The following is an 18,534-nucleotide window of genomic DNA, read 5'->3' on the forward strand; positions in this document are numbered from 1 at the left end:
GCAGGATGCTGATCCTGCGCTTTTTAAGTTACGTTAAACACTATAATCTTTTGAATGAATTTCTAAATTTAACTTATTTGCTAAAATTTTATTCAAAGTAAAAAATACAATCCCTCCTGCAATGGGAAGCGTGTAGGCTGGAATGAAATTTAATAACAGTCCTGATATTGCAAGTGCTATTGGCTGCATTATTTTACCTAAGCTTAATCCAATACTAAGAACTCTTCCTCTATATTCTTCAGGAATCTCATTTTGCATGAAATACATTAAAGGAATATCAATTTGTGCTATCATAAATCCTAAAAAGAACATAATCATGCAATACGTAGTAACATATACCAAATTATTTACTACAATAGGTTTAAATAAAACAGGTATTCCTGAAACTATCATAAAAATTGCCAACATAAAACTTATTTTTTTCAATAGATAAGAATAAGAAAAACAATCAGTTATCTTTTTTACTAATATTGCACCAACTATCATACCTATCGGAAAAGTCCCTTGAATCATACCAAATTGCTTAGAATTAAGATTGAGAACTGTGTTAATAATGTATGGCAACGGAACGGTTACAGCAAAGCCTAAAAAGAAATTAAGAGAAATTAAAATACTAAAAGTATTTTTTAAGCTTTTCCGCTCCAATAAGTAAGAGTATCCCTCCTTTATATCTTCAATAAAATTAATTTCTCTAATTGAACATTCCTCATTTATGTTTTGCTCAAACAATTTAAAGTTAATAAACAATATGGAAATAGCCGAAAGGATAAATGAAATACCATTTATAATTATAAAAATTTTAATATCAAAGACTGCAAAAACAATCCCCCCTAACATAGGCCCTAAAATTAAAGATATAGAATCGATAATTTTACTTATAGAATTAATACTCATTAACCGTTCTTTAGTAACCATATTCGGTTTTACGGCCCCTAATCCTATTCCAAAAAACGTTGTAAATACTGTCATAAGAAAGGTAGTAGTATAAATAATGAATAAGTTTAATCCATAATAGTTGCTTAATATATAAACAGTTATTAATAAGCACCCGCTTAGTACATCCATACAAACGACGAGTTTCTTTTTATCAACCTTATCAGCAATGACACCAGCAAATGGATTCATAACAATCATTGGAATCGTTCCTAATATGAGCGTAATCGCAAAATGTAACGCAGATCCGGTTATTTGTAAAACATACAATCCTAATGCAAAACTATAAATTGAGCTACCGAATAGTGATACTGTTTTTGCAATTGAATATAAACAAATATTTCTTAGTTCTTGGTTTCTTTTTTTATTTTCTATATGTAATCGTAAACTTCCCATCACTTTTCCCCCACTTTTCTTTGTATTACATAAAGTGTAAATTCTCGGGTTAACCCAATATCAATACACTGTGTTTAAAAATTACTACAAAGAAATGAAAAAAGATGGAGTTAACCCCGTGCACATCAACTGAAGATATTAGTGCCTCCTACAACGATAAAAAATAAAATGATTAATAAGATCACATGTACAAATGCAAATTTTTTATTGAAATCTAAAAAATAATATGGTATCTTCTATTACGTTGATTAATTACATATGAGAATCATGTATAACTCCAAGAATATGGCTTGGGGGTCTCTACCAGGAACCAACAACTCCTGACTACAAAATGCGTCTTTTAGCGTTTGTAGTCAGGAGTTTTTTTGTTCTACGGTAAATAATGCAGAGAAGGGAATATAAAAAATGAATTTCAAAGTATTTATATTAGCTTTAGCAACGATAGCGGTAGGTCTTGTAGAGCTTATCGTTGGAGGAATATTGCCAGACATCGCTAAAGATTTTAATGTTTCATTAAGTTCTGCTGGTCAATTAATTACAATTTTCGCCTTTACTTATGCAATAGCAGGTCCTGTATTATTGATTTTCACAAGTAAAGTGGAAAGAAAAAAATTATATATTATTTCACTTTACATTTTTCTAATTGGTAATCTACTTACTTATTTTAGTCCGAACTTTACTTTTATGATGATAGCAAGAATTTTAACTGCTATGAGTACTGCTTTAGTTGTAGTACTTTCCCTAACAATTGCAGCTAAAATTGTTAATCCCGCTTATCGAGCAAAAGCATTAGGATTAATTTATATGGGTATTAGCTCTTCACTTGTACTAGGAGTACCACTAGGCATATTAATTTCAAACACATTTGGCTGGAGAATTATTTTTTTATGTATAGCTATTTTATCATTGGGGTCTATTATCTTAATTTCAGTATTTTTAGATAAAATACCTGGAGAGGAAAACCGAACTCCTTTATCTATCCAATTAAAGGCCGTTTGTAGTCTTAAACTAGGATCTGCCCATCTAGCTACCATGTTTATGTTAGCAGGACACTATACTCTATATGCTTATTTTACTCCTTTTTTAGAAAATAAGTTTCACCTAAGCCCTTATTGGATTAGCATATTTTATTTAGTGTTTGGTATAGCTGCAGTAAGTGGCGGTGCGTTTGGCGGTGTATTATCAGATAAAATAGGCGCTCAAAAAAGTATTTTGATAGTTATTACTCTATTTGCTCTAATCTTATTTATATTACCGTTTACTGCAGTTTCTATTATCCTATTTATTCCTGTTATGATAGTTTGGGCTGCATTGAGTTGGGGGCTTGCACCACCTCAACAAAGTTATTTAATCCAAACTGCCCCGGATACGTCAGATATACAGCAAAGTTTTAATAATTCAGCCCTACAAATAGGAATTTCACTCGGCTCTGCAGTTGGAGGTATAGCTTTAAAACAAGTACATAATGTCGCCAATATGGCCTGGGTTGGTGGATCTTTAGTTTTATTATCTTTAGGTTTGGCTATCTTTTCTCTTACTAGACATACACCGACAAGAGACTGTCCAGTGAGTGCTAAACATTTAGATTAACATTCTCTTTTTCTTTTCATCGTAAAAAGTATAGATAGGAATCGTCATAAATAGTCCCGTTATAAAAACGGACTTTTTATGACGGGATTAACCCCATCTTTTTCCGAAAAATGAATATGTATAAATTTCTTCTCCTTGAACAAAGAAATCCTCGTACTTTCCCCCTCGTATCAAATAATTTGAAGTACTTTCATCAATCGATTGAAACTGTAGATTTTGGATTTCTTTCGTTACTTTTACAGATGTAAAATTCTCTCTGAGTCTAGGTGCAATTTGGCTATTTATACTAAATTTATTAAATAAAATAAACGAACTTAATAAATAACTATTGTGTTTAAAAAGAGAATTTAATTCGCACAATAAGAACTCCTCATGTTCAAAACTATAATTACTTGTACCTGATTGATCAATTACAATATCAATAGAATAATTCTGAATAGGTATGTTTAGAAAATCGGCACAGATAAATACAATATTTCTTTTCACATTTCTTCTCTCAATTACATCTTTTAAAAGTAAAAGTTTATTCAAATCTCGATCAACAGCAATATATAAACACTCTTCCGGTAGTTCTTCATAAATATTTCGTAAAAAGAACCCAATACCAGACCCTAAATCAAGTAGTATTTTTTCATTTAAATCTAATTGCATTAGTTTCTTTTTCGCCCATTCTCCTCCTCTTTGAACATTTTCCAAAAAAGCAGTATCAGTTTCATGAATATAATCCGAAATAGAATCTTCAAGTGATTTCTTTTCATACGCTTTCACTGAGTTACCAGCTGTTAAAACCCCTGAAATAATCGTGTATTCTTCACCACAATTACAAATTAACTTTCCCTCAATAATTTGATTCTTATTAATAATGCCATCTTCAAGAATTAAATTTCCGTTACACTTAACACATTTAAATAAATGAAGTACTTTTAAATCTACCCCTAAAATTGAACTCGAAATTTCAGTTTCTATAGATAAATTATGTAACGCTTCCTTTAATTTGCATTTTCGTTCCTCTAAAGTTTTTATTTCTTGTTCAATCTTTTCATATTTTACTTTAAATAAAGATTGATAAAAATTATCCTTTTCATAGCCTAAGGATTTCCCTAAATTTTTATAAAGAAACAGTTCTTTAATTTCATACAAGCTAAACCCTAGCCATTTGTACTCTAATATAAGTTCTATATCCTTTTGACAATACTCGTCAAAAAAATAGTGACTTCCTTTTTTCTCGGAAATAACGAGTCCGAGGTCCATATAATGTCTAATCGTATCTACACTTACATTATTTACTTCTGCAAACTTACTGATTTTCATCCTAATCACTACCATTTATATATTTGTTTATACATACTTCTTTATTATTTAAAAAAATCCTTTCATCTCCCTATACAAAATTATTTATGCTATGAAAAAGATGTAATTAATTTTAAAGTTCCGCCACATCCCCATTAAGCTAAGCTTATATAAGTTTAACTACTCCTTTTGTAATCTTGAATTTAAAAAAGAGTAGCAAGTAGTACGTTTATGTTTATATATCTAAAAAACTGTGAGTTCATGGATGAATTTAAAACTGCGGCGTAAGTACTGCAGTTTCTTCCTTTTTCATTGAGTTGAAATATGTAAAATTACGTACTTTAACTGTAGCGGACTTGTACTACGCGTTCATATTAATTTTATAGACGTTTAAGGATTTTGTTTTATGGGAAGTATTCTTGCTGTGAAATTAGGATTGTAAATATAGATGAACGTGATTCAAATCAAAAAAAGGTACTCCTAGAAGTACCTTTTTTACTATTCTATATGTGCGAACGCTTTCAAAATTATTGGATATAAATCGATGTACGCATTGTATTAAATGGTGCATTTATAGATGTCTTTTGGTACTCAAAAGTTCCTTGTTGGTGTCCAGAAGCATCCCATTTATAATACCAGCCAACGATTGGTCTTCCGCCAATTATAGTGGAATCAATACTTTTTACATTAGAACCATTCATTTTAGCAAATGGGTTTTGGCCATAGCCCATTTCTTTCGTTGTAATATATAAATATTTTCCCCCGTGGTTACGCGATGTGCTGAAGCTGTTCTGATTGTAGAGTAGGAAGCGAGCGCCTTGTCATATTGCTATGATAGGTTTCTCAAAACCCCTCACCGAACCGTACGTACTCCTCTCAGAGTATACGGCTCTCCATCAATTGCTTGTCAAAGTTATTTTTTTCTGTTTTTCGCTATAAGTTCTACTCTCATATCATAGTGAATTTCATTATGGCAATCCTCACATACGGCTAATGTTTTGCGTCTACGGGCAATCATTAATTTTTGCCATTTGGCTTTGCCTTTCTCAACATCTTTCATTTTTCGGACATGGTGCATTACTAAGTTAGAATCGGTTTTACCACAATGTTCACATTTGTTGGCTGACAACCTATCCATAAGACTAGTTGTTGACATATGAACTCTTGAGGCTAACAAGTTGTCGATGTTATTTTCTTGTGTTTTCATCTTAGTTATATCAACCGTTCTAAATCCTTCCCTGTAGAAAGAATGAGAGTGTTGTTTGCCTTTTTTATCTTTGTAATTGACTATGAATACACCGTTTTTGCAATATTTCCCCTTAATTTTTCCGATTGAGCTTTTATATTTATTGGCGAATGTTTTATACATGCTGTATTCTAGAACGTAACTGAATTTTTGGAGTACCGTTGAATTAACTGCATATTTGTAGTAGTTGTACATCCCTCTGATCTGTAATACATAATTATGTAGTATTTCCAAATCATCTAGGTGTGCCATTTCCGGTCTATGCTTTGGTTTCCAAGTTTCTTTCCCATTCACATACTTCATTTCTAAAACATTCAGGGCAAGTAATTTATTTCGCCATGTTTCATGGGGGATTTCAAGTCTTACTTTTAGATTGTGATGTCTTCTTTTTGCACCTTTCACCGAGTATTTGGTAAATAACTCGTTTCTAGTGATATTGACGTTGTACCCAAGAAATGTTGCTTTCTTGCTAGAGTGGGTGATAAGTGTTTTTTCTTCTGATAAAGTTAATTTTAATTCTTCATTGAGAAATTGAGCTATATCAGATTTAATGGCTTTGGCATCATCTTTACTGCCGATTATCATTACAATAAAGTCATCAGCATATCTAACATATTTTAGTGACTTAAATTTATCCGACATTGGATTGTAGTAGGGACGTTGTCCCCTTTCCTTAACCCATTCGTTGACTTGCTCGATTAATTCCTGAGCTTCATTGTGTTTACCTTGTTCTCTTAGTAAGTCTGCTTTCTTACGCCCTCTTTTTATTTTGAGGTGTAAGTATTGATATCTTTTATCAACTTCTCTGTCTTTTGGTTGACCTTTTCCGAACTTTTCAGCGTATTTTTCCATGTATATATCTAGTTCGTTTAGATATATGTTGGCAAGAAGAGGACTGAGAATCCCTCCTTGTGGTGTTCCACTGAATGTTTTGTGGAATTGCCAATCCTCCATGTACCCAGCTCTTAGGAACTTCCATATTAATCCGATGAGTGTTTCGTCATTGATACGTTTTCTTAGTAGGTTAATTAGGATATGGTGGTCGATATTGTCAAAGAAACCTTGAATATCACCTTCAATAAACCATTTAGTTCCATTACCACTCTTTTTAATTTGTTTCAAAGCTGTATGACAACCCCTATTTTTCCTGAATCCATGTGAGTTCTCAGAGAAGTTTGGTTCATAAATTGCTTCTAAGATATACTTTATTACTAATTGGACAAGTTTATCGTCAAATGTCGGTACCCCAAGAGGACGTTTTTTCTTACTCCCTTTTTTATCAATATATACTCGCTTAACAGGAGTAGGTTTATAGTTACCATTTTTAATGTTGTTGATGATTTTAGATACTCTATTTTTTGAGAAGCCATCAACAGTTTTACTTATGGTTCCTCTGGTCATATTACCTGGATTGGCATATATTTCTTGATAACCTTTATAGTAGAATTCTGGATTATAAAGATTTCTATATAATCTTTTGAACTTATAGTTTTCTTTAATAGTATTCTTCGACAAGGTGTTCAATACATAAACTGGATTTCTCATCAGCATCTCGCTTCCTTCCTGTTTATTATCATCATGAACTAATTGACTACCTTCCTTCGCCATCCTGATTTCACAACCATGACCTAACGTAATTTGTCATACGTTAGTGTGATAGGCTTTCCCTATCTCTGACTACTACGAAGGCTCCGTTACCATATGGAATATTCAAGAGCCACATTTCTTGGTTTTTACCTTGAAATCATCCTCTATAGCCATAAATGGCGCTTCCACTTAGGTAATCCCCATTTAGTACCTTGTAAATAGTTTGTAGTAATGTCGGTTGGGACTTTCAATCTTTACTAATGTACTTTAGTTGGTTCTCTAGTGTGAAACACACCTCTCTCCACAAAAAATAGATGAGCTGAACTAGAGACATATCGTTTCAATGTCTATTTCGATATGGTCGTCGATAAGACCCCTTGATTTATCCTTCACGCAGTTTAGCATTCAACCTTGTTTACCACGGTACACCTAGAAATTCAGTCGCACTCATGACATTAGAGTGACTTATCCCGTTGCAGCCATGCTACACTCCCCGCTCACTTTCGATTACGGATAAGGCTACCGGTGTCGGGTTGTTATCTTGTTTCACTTCACCCGCTGATTTACTAAATCAGAGTTTACAAGGCCCTTATGGGCGCACAATTGTTTCTACCCCGCCTAGCTCAGACTCTACTTGTACGACGTTTAGTGAAGTAAGTGGTGCTGCTGGTCCAGCTGAAGCTTCTGTTGCCATCCCTAATCCGACGAACGCTGTGATTGCTAACGATGAAATCCCTAGTGCTGCTTTTTTTAACATAAAAACATCCCCTTCCATCTATTGTTTTCTCTTTCATTGTCAATATAATCCTAATAATCTTATATGTAAATAGATTGTAACTGCAGAAATAATAGAAAGAATATTCTGATTTATTAACATTGAAAAATATGACTTCAACTTTTTTCGTTAAAGATAGTCATCAATCTCTAACTACCTAATGACCTCAAATAAACGCTATTCAAGCCATTTTAAGAGGTACAAAAGACCTTATAGTATATAAGGTCTTTCCCGACACTCTGAAAAAACCCGTGAATCATTCACGGGTTTTACTTTAATAACTGATTGCTATTGTACCTTCACCTGCATGAACTGCAAATGAAATTGGTAATGGATATAATTTGAAATCCATTTCAGGGAATGCTTGTCTAATATCTGCAATCCATTCTTCAGCTCCAGCTTTATCGTTAGCATGGAACATGTGAAGTACTTTTGGTAATTCTTTTTCAAGTTCATTTTTAATATATTCTCGACATTTTTGGATTTTACGAACTTTCTTTTCAAGTAAAAGCTCTCCACCTTTTACTTCTAATATTAAGTTAACACTTAATAAACTTCCAAGTAAAAATTGCATGCCCTTTACACGGCCACTTGCATATAGACCTTTTAAACTCTTTGGGAATACATGAAAAGGTCTTCTTTTTTCATCTACTAATGTTTTGTGTATATCTTGTAAAGTCATACCATCATTGTATAACGATTTCGCTTTTCTAATTAGTTCATCCATTGGATAACTTGTTGTTTCACTGTCTAATACCGTTAATGGAAAACCTGCCATTTCTGCAGCTAACTTCATATTTTGATAGGTTCCACTTACTTTTCCGCTAATAGCAACTGCAAATCCTTCTTCATATTCTTCTTTGCATTTCGTAAATAACTCTACCATTTCCCCAATATTAGGTTGTGAAGTAGTGACTGTTTTACCTTCGTTTAACGCATTATAAACCCTTTCACGTACACCTTCTTCACAATCTTTGTACGAAATTCCATCAATAATAACTTCGATTGGGATAACAAAGTTATCTCCTTCTGTTTTAAAATTCGCAGTTGTACTATCAGTAATCCAAGCAACACGCTTCATGTTGTTCCTCCCTTAATTCAATTCCTCTTTTCTAATTTTTCTATATATTTATGTTATGAAAAGAGAATATCCCTGTAATAGTAACAGGACTTTATTGTTTTGGCTATAGTAGATGTATATTAAATGTGACTATTTCTTGTCTATTTCACAAATAAAAAAGAAAATCAAGGAATTTGCTCGATTTTCTTGTTATCATATACTATTTAAAAGTTTCATTATCTAAAATTACAACATAATCATTCGTTAATCGGCCAGCTTCTTTTGTATAACTAACAAGCCTTTGTATATTATCACAGCAAATTTTTGCTCCCCATACGAGTAACGGTACGCCAATAAAATCGATATGGAACCTTCTAGAAAACAGCCCACCGAAAGTCATTGGTAAAGGTACGGTTGGTGATGTATTAGAAAAAATAATCTTTTCATGACTTTGATAATGTTTTTGCAAGATTTCTCCTAAATGCTTCATCGCTGGTACAACAACTTTTGATGCGCCGCATCCAATCGTATATACAGGATGACCATGTTCATCTATGCCATGAAAAATAATTTTTCCCATATCTTCTGTTTTCAATTTATTAAAGTAATCTACATTCAAAATTTCTTCTTTCGTTAACTTGCGATCCGTTGGTAATTTATTTAAATGATACGCTGCAGCTAGTGAGGTAGTATGTGTTCCACCAAAATCTGTGTAAATGTATATCATATTATCATCCCTTGTTGTAAAAGTTCAATGTTAATTAGTATTACCGTTCTTAGCAATGTTAAACAAGGGATGAATGTATTTACGCTTTTTGTGTTAATTCATTATATTTTTTCCAAATATAATAACGTCTACTAATCACAGTGCCTAATGTAATACATAAAAAGGCATTTGTTACAACCATTAATGTCTGGTGCGTACTACCCGAAAACATACTTTGTTTAATCATAATTTTTGCTCCTAAAATAACAAGAAGGATTATTGTACTTACCCAATTTCCTTTTCGTAGTACATGACCTGTTTCACTATCTAATCGAAATGTTAAAGCTCTTCCCCGTATAATCCCAAGACATAAGCCAATTCCAAGCATTACAACAAACAGTAGTCCTTGCAGCAAAGTTATTTGTCCCATATGAATAATGGATTGAACTGTTACAAAACACAACAAAGCCGGAATGAGCCAAATACGGTTTATTTTCACTTTTCGTTCTTTACTTTGCATCAAAACAATAATAAGAATAACAAGTAAAATATCCATTTAGAATCCTCCTATAAACTTGTTTATCTTTAAAGATTATATTCTCCTCTTTTCATTCCATACTTGAAATACCATAGCTACTTTCAAGTGTAAGATGAAAAATGTGATTTCTCATCAGCCTTAAGCATTATTTATAAAAATAAAAAGACGTACTTTTTACTCGTACGCCTTTAATAACTCGTTTAAACTCCTATTTATCAACTAATTCCACACCTTTAGAATTAGCTTTACCCAACACTCGAATGTTAAATTTATTAATAGCTTTTAAAAAGATAATATAAATACAATATCCAACAATAGAACCTATAACATTACAGATCACATCATCAATATCAGTAATACGTCCCACTCCACTAAATAAAGACTCAATTAATTGTAGCAATTCAATACTAGCTGATATAGAAAATCCTAATAAAATTGTATTTTTGAATTTCTTATATTTATCCCATAGGATTGGTGCTAAAAATCCTAAAGGCATTAATAATAAAATATTCCCGCCTACATTTCTTACAATTAGACCAATCATAAATAGGGTATCTCCATCATAAGCACTACCAATTTGATTGATGTCTTTAATAATTGATGCAAATGGTATTATATTGACCGAGCGATTCAGATTTTCAATATTAAAAGGAAAACCGATTGGTAAAGGGAATAAAGTTACTGCAACAACCATACAAATGTAGATCACAAATAAAAAACTTATTATTTCTTTCCACCAAATTACATGTTTTGTATTTTTGGTACTAATTAATATTCCACGTACAATTAAATAACAAATAACTCCTAAAATAATAAACACACTACCGTTAATCATATACAAATTGTTAACACATCCTTTCATATGAATTAATAATAAAAATTTACAACTATATAGTAATGTTTTCTAATTTAAAAATCCATATAATTATATATAATTGTACAGAATTACAAAAAAACCTTATTTAATAAATAAAGGGTTCCTCGTTAACTAAAATATTTTTCAAAACAGAAACAATCATGAACCCGTTTAAATTATTTTCGTATCTCTTCTTTTAAATCCATATAATTAAAAAGCTCTTTCTATTTCTATCATTAATTTTTCAGGTCCTGCCCCTTTATTCGACGTAATAACTAAAGTTATTCCTAATTCTGGATATATAGCCGAGCGAAAACTGACGCCTGGATCATATCCCATTACATGATATTTGAATACCTTGTTTTCTCGTGTTTCAATCCATATTCCATAGCCGTAGGACTGTTTATCATTTACTTGAATGTGAGGAGTTAAAAGTAATTTTGTATATTCCTTTCCTAAAATTTCATTATTAAATAGGGCCGCCCAAAATTTCAGCATGTCTGGTGCAGTAACATATGCACCTCCATCAGCTCCTCCTTTTATCGGTATAGAGTAGGCGTTTGTTCTCCAATTTTGGTTGGTTTCGTCCTTTATATATCCTAGAGCTGTATGTCTTGGTAATCTATCTAACGAAAAATAGCCAGAATCATTCATGCCAATCGGATTAAAAATGTTCTTTTCTATATACTCCGTAAATTTAAGTCCCGTCTGTTCTTCTATTATTAATCCAAGTATGATAAAACCTGCATTGTTGTAGTGAAACTTAGTTCCAGGTGCAAACATCATATTACTTTTTTGGAATAATGGTAAAAAGTCTTTTAAACTCTTTAATAGATACATAGGTGTTTGTTTCCAAAGATCTTCGAAGTTATCCATAATACTTTCATCAAAATAATCTGGTATACCAGCGCTATGCGTTAGTAGTTGATGTATTGTAATATCTTCATCGAAGTTTGAAAATTTTATCTCTAGACAATCTTTTAATTTTGTATGAAAAGAAATAAAACCTTTTTCAACAAGTTGACAGATGCCAATTGCAGTGAAAATTTTACATCCTGAGGCAATGCCAAATCTTGTTTGTATCGTATTGTTTATACATTCACTTTGGTTTGCGTAACCCAAAGCTTTTTCATAGACTAAGTCTTTTTCTTTTTTTACTAAAACTACTCCAGAGAAATCTATTTTCTTTTGTATTTCTTTTACAATTTTATCAATTTCATCTTTTGTTTTTATCACGACAACCACCCTTATCTTTCGGTATTGTTCTTTCCCCTTATTGATTTTTCCATATAAAGGGGAAAGAACCCTTTTATTAAATACGATAAATTGTTAATGAGAACACAAAGTTCATTTCGAATTTATCCCGCTATTTGTGGACAGTAAGACCCCCATCTCAAAATTCAGCGAAAGCAAAGAAGTTAAGTGGGGACCCTGCTGCCCGTAAAAGCTCGATTGGTGAGGGCTGATAATCAGTGGGGGGATGCCCCCTGATTAAAGTTTCACTTTATTGATTCAGTAGAATACAACTTAGATTGTGATGGGAATAAAGTAAACACACACAAGACGATAGTAATAAATAACATAATCAATGAACCTACAATAACTACAAGTTGTATAGAAATGAACTGAGTCGCAACACCAGATAATATTGTAATAAAGATTGTTACTATCGCAATAACAAGTCCATATATACTCCCAATCCGTCCCATCATATGAACAGGGATATTATTTTGGTAAAATGTATAAAATCCTGTATTTGCATATGCCATTGAAAAAGATAAAATAAAGAATCCAATAGCAGCTATTAAAAATACATTTGAAAAAGCATAAATTAAATAACCAATTGCAATGAATAATGATCCTATTCCAATTAGAAGTGAAGGTGCTAATTTCTTTGACAAAATTGTATTTGTTATGGCACCTAAAATAAATCCTGCACCAGCTATACTAACTAGAAAACCATATTCACTATCTGTTAGTAGTAATACCTCTTTTGCAAACGATAGTTCAAGTGAATCAGTAGCGGTTGCTAATACGAACATACTTTGAAATAAGAAGTACACGCATACGACATACACATGTTTTCTACTAAAATTTATAACAGTGATCCAATCTTTTTTTAATACTGTAAGGGATAATGTATTACTAGTTGTATCCGAATCTTTTTTCTTATCAAGATTCGGTAAAAGTAATGTAATGAATCCTGATAAAAGAAATGCTATAGCATTTATATATATAGCAAAATCTGGTGTACTCGCAATTAATAAAACCCCTGCTATCGCCGGACCAATTAAAGATGCACCAGATCCTATTAAACTACGTAATGAGTTGAAACGTTGTCTTTGTTCTACTGGAATTAATTTCGTCATATACGTCATAGCAGTTGGCTCATAAATTGCACTGGCCATACTTATAAAGAATACGAATACATAAACAATCCAAAGTGACGGAAGTAAAGGTAAAATAGCGATAAATAACGCCCGATATATATCGAGGTGAATCATTAACTTCCGTTTATTTAAACGATCAATCATACTCCCAGACCAAGCGTTTGTAAATAAAGTGGCTAAGGGTTTTATTACATATAAAGTAGCAACAGCTAAGGCTGAGCCGCCCATATGATAGACAAGTACATTCAATGCTATTAAGTAAATCCATGCCCCTAAATTCGCAATACCAACACCGGACAGTAATAGTAAAGGATATTTCCAATCTTTAAGAAAGTTTTTCATTTTTGGCCCCCGCTTTCCAAATTGTTTTAAAACAATAAAAAAATCCCACCCCCAAGACTTTTAATCTTAGGGACGAGATTTATCATCGCGGTGCCACCCTAGTTTGTTAATATGTCACCATATTAACCTTATCAGGTACTGCATTCTAACTCATGCTTATACCATAGCTCTATAACGGGAGCTCCCGTCACACCATCCTCTAATAATAGGTTCCGATGCGCTGCTCAGAGGCTTGGTTCAATAAAGAATTTTTACTCCTTTTCAGCTAAATGGAGCTCTCTGTGAAAAATTCATTTTATTTACTCTTCTCTTCACTGCATTTAATTTTTTCCATATTATCACAATTGTTTTTAACTGTAAATAAAAAATAATCAGACATTTAATGATGTGTCTCTGTTAATTCATTTATTTATTGTTTTTTCTAAAAATTACGGTGCGTGAAATTACTTACAGCTCTAAAGAAAGAGCCATTTGCATCTAGCTCCTTCCAAATACCTGAATTAATTCGTATTCGCCTCTGTTAACGGTTGTAACGGCGGTTCTAATTCTAGTTCTAGTGTATCTCCTTCTTGTAAACTTTGTCCTTTTTCAATACTTTGGCTCGTTACATAACCCGTACCAGATGTTTTCAAATCTAATTTCAAAAGCTTAGAGAAATACATAACATCACGCATGGACCAACCTTTTAAATTTGGCATTTGTGCGTTATTCCCTAATAAAAATATACGATCCCCTTCACTCATTACCTCGCCAGACTGTGGATATTGTTTTATTGTTTTTCCTTCTCCTAAAATTATTGGCTGTATCTTCTCTTTTTCTACACTTTTCTCTGCTGTACCCATCGATTGATTTACATAATTTTGTACTTTTAATTGAGATTGCTTCTTTGCATCAGCTATTTGTTTTTCTGTATACGGTTTCACCTTTAAATATTCAAGGCTGTTTTTTATAACAGGTTTAAATATTTCAGCAAGAGGCTGAGCTCCATACTCATCTCCTTTTAACTTTGGCTGCTTAATAGCTAAGTATACGATTAACTCCGGATCATCAATTGGAGCCATTCCTAAAAAGGAGAAAATGTAATTCTCTTTCCCTTCCATATATCGGCCGTTTTCAGGATTCGGGATTTGTGCTGTTCCTGTTTTACCTCCAATTGGATAACCATCCACTTTATACATTGTACCAGTTCCTTTTGAAGATGTTATGACACGCTCCATTAAGCTTCTAACTTTGTCCGCCGTTTCTTTTTTTATCGGATTCCCAATTTCTTTCGGTTGATTTTCCATAATAACTTCTTTGTTTGTTGGATTTACAACTTTATCAACAATATATGGTTGCATCATTTTCCCGTCATTTGCTATAGCAGTAGCCGCTTGGATTAATTGAATCGGAGTTACTGTAGAACCTTGGCCGAAAGAAGTTGTAACCTGTTGAATTTGCGTATTTAATAATAAAGTATTTTTACTTTCACCAGGTAAATCTATTCCTGTTTTTTGATTGAATCCAAATTTATTCATATATTGCTTAAATTTATTTGGCTTCAGTAACTGATCTTCTAAAATAGAAAAAGCTACGTTTGATGACCTTTCAAAACCTTCATCAAATGTAATAGATCCCCATCCAAATCCACCATTATGGTCTTTTATATCAGATGAACCAACGGAATATTTCCCAGATTGAAAATACTCTTTTCCGTTATATACACCTTCATTAATGGCAGCTGCTAACGTAAAAACTTTCATTGTTGAACCTGGTTCATATGCATTTGCAATCGGATCATTTAAAAAGTATTCGATATCACCTACATTAGGATTGTAACTCGGTTTACTAGACATCGCTAAAACCTTTCCTGTTTTTGGATCAGCAATAATGCCAATTAACATAGAAGGATCATAATGCTCTTGTGCTTTGTTCATCGCTTCTTCTAAAAAGCTATTAATTTGTTTATCAAGCGTTAAATATACGTTATTCCCATTTTTAGCAGGTTCTACTTTTCCTATATCATTCGTAAGTGGAATCCCTCTTCGTGTTCCCACATATTCTATATTCCCGTTTGTAGAGCGCAAATATTTATCCAAACTCTTTTCAAGCCCAAACTTTCCTTCCGTATTCCCTTTATCATCTGGTCTAGCAAAACCCAGTATATAGGATGCAAAATCTTCATTCGGATACACTCTTGCTTTTTCCGACATAAAAGATACACCTGGTATTTTTAAATCATTAATTTTTTCCTTCGTTTCCCTAGATAAGTTCCGACCAATTTTTCCAATTTCAACTTGCGTACGCCCCTCATGAAAGTTTTTTAATACTTCTTCTTTATCAATTTCAAGTACATCGGCTAATTGTTGTGCGGTTTCATCTTTATTTTTCACTTTATCTTTTCCTTTTAAATTCACAACAACTCGATACGTTGTAGAATCTTGTACTAACACCTTTCCCGTTTGGTCATAGATAGTACCACGATTCGCTTCTAAAACACCTTTTTTATTATGTTGTTCATCCGCGAGGTCCTTTACATTTACATTATGCACGACTCCTACTGCCTGAATATAGAATATACGCAAAATCATAATAAGAAACAAAACAATAAAAGCAATCATCATATATCGAGCGCCTTTATTCGTTTGAAGTTTTTGCATACTTATCTCCTCTCTTTTGGAATGGATTCGTACGAAGATACGTTTTAAAATTTGTAGTTTTTGTTTACGATACTATATGTTTCGAAGTTTTCTTTTTAATTCCTTTAAAACAATGCAAAACTAACTATTGTTATTTTTTGTTTTATTTAATTAAAATACGGTGCGTGAAATTTCTGAATATTAACTTCACCAAAACTTGATTGCATAGCACTCTAAACTCTTTTCTTATTTACTATAAAAAGTTCCCATCTGGATTTCCAAATGGGAACTTTTTATAAGAAAATTATGCGATATGGTTATATTTTGCTAAGAAAGGAATTCGTCTCGCTACTAATGCATACATTTTGAATACAAATTTCGCTATTGGTTCAAACATACGTGTACTTTGCATTACTAAACCGCTCGTAACAAGTGTTAAGAATGCTGCACCAAGTATATCTAAAGGATAATGAACACCTACGTACATACGTGATATACCGACTAACACAGCCCATAATAGCGCGATATATTTCAGTTTTTCTCCTCTAAGAATAAATACGAAGGCGATTGAAAATACAAGTACAGAATGATCACTAACAAATGATGAATCTGCTGCATGTGGTACTAATTGATGTACATCATGTGATACGAACGGACGCGGATGGTAATATACCGCATGTATAAGAACATTTACTACTAATGCAATAATAACCGAAAGCGTCGTATATAAAACTGTATATTGTTTTCTAATTGCATTCTCTTTCTTTCCATTATTAAACCATAAGATAAGCATAAATAAAATGGCTACGTATGCAGCGCTATTTGTAATTGCAACCATTATCGTATCTAATAGTTTGGATGAATCAGCAAAATTATTAAACCACTGAAATACTGTGTAATTCATAATACTCTCTCCCTACTTACAAGTGTTCTTGATTTACACAGTATACAATACCATTATGAAAATGGGCTTAAACTTTTCTCATCTAATTCTCATTTTACTATTACTCATGTGACAATTATAAAACAAATTTTATACGCTATTTATGTATAAAGTTCGTAAACCTTTATAATAAGGCGATTCGTTTTTTTTTCATGTTTGGAATACATAACATATTCATTTAAATATACTAATTGCAAAATCATATTTTTTAATTCATTTGAAGTACAATATTTCCAAATTGTTCTCCATGTTCCATACGGCTTAGTGCTCGAATTGCTTCTTCTAACGAGTAAACTTTGTCAATAATTGGTTTAATTTGATATTTTTCTATAAACTTTATCATCTCATTAAATTCCTCACGGCTACCCATGGATGTTCCCATAATATCAATTTGATTGTAAAATAGCGCGCGTAATGGTAATTCAATTTTATCTCCTGAGCTTGCACCAAAATTCACGATTCTTCCGTTTGGTTTTAATACATCAAAATATTTCAAAAAAGTTGCTGGACCTATACTATCTATTATTAAATCTACTTTTTCACCTTGTAAGCCCTCTTCCCAATTTCCGGCACTATGAAAAGAAATATCTGCACCATATTTTGCAGCAAGTTCCCTTTTATTCTCTACCCTTGAAGTAACACTCACTTTTGCGCCAATTGCTTTCGCGAATAACATGGCAAATGTAGCAACACCACCGCCTATTCCCGGAATTAAAACGTGTTCGCCGCACTTCAATCTCCCTTTTGTAAAAAGCGCTCTATATGCAGTTAATGCGGATAAAGATAAAACACCTGATTCTTCCCAAGTAAGATATGACGGCCTTTCTACTACATTTTCAGCTGGTACAATTACATATTCAGCAAACGTTCCATCTTTCGGTCCACCTAGCACTTCCGGTAACTCCGGTACTTCAGTAGCATGTTCCCATCCAATACTAGGATTAATAATAACTTCTGTATGTAATATGTTATCAGAAACACCGTTTCCAATTTCCGTAACAATACCTGCACCATCTGATCCTAAGATTAAAGGCAATTGCATTTCTTTTCTATTATTCATAATAAATAAATCCCGATGATTTAAGCCTGCTGATTTTAACTTCACTTTAACTTCCCCATCATTAAGTGCTCTCTCAGGTGATATTTTATATTCTACACCGTCAAATCCAGTTTTATATTGATGTACGATAGCTTTCATTATTATTCCCCCTTAATAATTTTAATGTACTAGAAATTTCGAAATAAACAAAATGATTTGATCGTA

The 18,534-nt window shown here is 32.5% G+C and carries 13 protein-coding genes, 3 pseudogenes, 1 riboswitch and 1 other annotated feature; of the genes and pseudogenes, 1 reads left to right on the plus strand and 15 read right to left on the minus strand.

What is annotated here, in order from left to right; all coding sequences use genetic code 11:
* Window positions 1–33: 33 nt before the first annotated feature.
* On the minus strand, window positions 34–1,329 hold the full coding sequence (locus QCI79_RS27275) for an MFS transporter (RefSeq protein WP_000535168.1): 1,296 nt from the start codon (window positions 1,327–1,329) through the stop codon (window positions 34–36).
* A gap of 247 nt (window positions 1,330–1,576) precedes the next feature.
* Window positions 1,577–1,676: riboswitch (purine riboswitch) on the plus strand.
* Window positions 1,677–1,734: 58 nt separating this feature from the next.
* Between QCI79_RS27275 and QCI79_RS27280 the strand changes: the two genes are divergently transcribed.
* A complete protein-coding gene (locus QCI79_RS27280; protein WP_001009821.1) occupies window positions 1,735–2,919 on the plus strand; it encodes an MFS transporter in 1,185 nt (394 codons plus the stop codon).
* An 87-nt stretch (window positions 2,920–3,006) separates the two neighbouring features.
* Here QCI79_RS27280 and QCI79_RS27285 read toward each other — a convergent pair whose 3' ends face one another.
* From QCI79_RS27285 to QCI79_RS27350, 14 genes and pseudogenes are all read right to left on the minus strand, one after another.
* On the minus strand, window positions 3,007–4,230 hold the full coding sequence (locus tag QCI79_RS27285; RefSeq protein WP_000703291.1) for a MerR family transcriptional regulator: 1,224 nt from the start codon (window positions 4,228–4,230) through the stop codon (window positions 3,007–3,009).
* Between the two features lie 506 nt (window positions 4,231–4,736).
* Window positions 4,737–5,006 (minus strand): annotated as a pseudogene (locus tag QCI79_RS27290) (DUF4879 domain-containing protein); the annotation flags it as partial.
* 116 nt (window positions 5,007–5,122) lie between these two features.
* Window positions 5,123–7,000 (minus strand): reverse transcriptase domain-containing protein, encoded by a 1,878-nt coding sequence (locus QCI79_RS27295; RefSeq protein WP_309009745.1) that lies wholly within the window; start codon window positions 6,998–7,000, stop codon window positions 5,123–5,125.
* Between the two features lie 643 nt (window positions 7,001–7,643).
* A pseudogene (locus QCI79_RS27300) lies at window positions 7,644–7,799 on the minus strand (DUF4879 domain-containing protein); the annotation flags it as partial.
* Window positions 7,800–8,091: 292 nt separating this feature from the next.
* The gene (locus QCI79_RS27305) at window positions 8,092–8,898 is read right to left on the minus strand and encodes a DegV family protein (RefSeq protein ID WP_000831921.1); all 807 of its coding nucleotides are present in this window, start codon (window positions 8,896–8,898) and stop codon (window positions 8,092–8,094) included.
* 199 nt (window positions 8,899–9,097) lie between these two features.
* Entirely contained in the window at window positions 9,098–9,604 is a 507-nt protein-coding gene (locus QCI79_RS27310) for a DUF3189 family protein (RefSeq protein ID WP_000639421.1), read from the minus strand.
* 79 nt (window positions 9,605–9,683) lie between these two features.
* Window positions 9,684–10,139 carry a CcdC protein domain-containing protein gene (locus QCI79_RS27315; protein ID WP_000353706.1) on the minus strand — a complete coding sequence of 152 codons (456 nt, stop codon included), beginning with the start codon at window positions 10,137–10,139 and terminating at the stop codon, window positions 9,684–9,686.
* A 190-nt stretch (window positions 10,140–10,329) separates the two neighbouring features.
* Window positions 10,330–10,962, minus strand: coding sequence for a VanZ family protein (locus tag QCI79_RS27320; RefSeq protein ID WP_000281852.1), 633 nt, complete (start codon window positions 10,960–10,962; stop codon window positions 10,330–10,332).
* A gap of 143 nt (window positions 10,963–11,105) precedes the next feature.
* A pseudogene (locus tag QCI79_RS27325) lies at window positions 11,106–11,174 on the minus strand (GNAT family N-acetyltransferase); the annotation flags it as partial.
* 13 nt (window positions 11,175–11,187) lie between these two features.
* Complete coding sequence (locus QCI79_RS27330) at window positions 11,188–12,213, minus strand: serine hydrolase domain-containing protein (RefSeq protein WP_000598047.1); 1,026 nt, start codon at window positions 12,211–12,213, stop codon at window positions 11,188–11,190.
* A gap of 263 nt (window positions 12,214–12,476) precedes the next feature.
* Window positions 12,477–13,709 (minus strand): MFS transporter, encoded by a 1,233-nt coding sequence (locus QCI79_RS27335; RefSeq protein ID WP_000787864.1) that lies wholly within the window; start codon window positions 13,707–13,709, stop codon window positions 12,477–12,479.
* Between the two features lie 65 nt (window positions 13,710–13,774).
* Window positions 13,775–14,033: a binding site (T-box leader), on the minus strand.
* 176 nt (window positions 14,034–14,209) lie between these two features.
* Window positions 14,210–16,348 (minus strand): penicillin-binding protein, encoded by a 2,139-nt coding sequence (locus QCI79_RS27340; protein ID WP_021727539.1) that lies wholly within the window; start codon window positions 16,346–16,348, stop codon window positions 14,210–14,212.
* A 283-nt stretch (window positions 16,349–16,631) separates the two neighbouring features.
* Complete coding sequence (locus QCI79_RS27345) at window positions 16,632–17,231, minus strand: undecaprenyl-diphosphatase (protein ID WP_001110120.1); 600 nt, start codon at window positions 17,229–17,231, stop codon at window positions 16,632–16,634.
* Between the two features lie 247 nt (window positions 17,232–17,478).
* The gene (locus QCI79_RS27350) at window positions 17,479–18,468 is read right to left on the minus strand and encodes a zinc-binding dehydrogenase (protein ID WP_000644549.1); all 990 of its coding nucleotides are present in this window, start codon (window positions 18,466–18,468) and stop codon (window positions 17,479–17,481) included.
* Between the last annotated feature and the right edge of the window lie 66 nt (window positions 18,469–18,534).

This window comes from Bacillus cereus group sp. MG1, from assembly GCF_040460035.1.
Taxonomy (GTDB): Bacteria; Bacillota; Bacilli; order Bacillales; family Bacillaceae_G; genus Bacillus_A; species Bacillus_A cereus.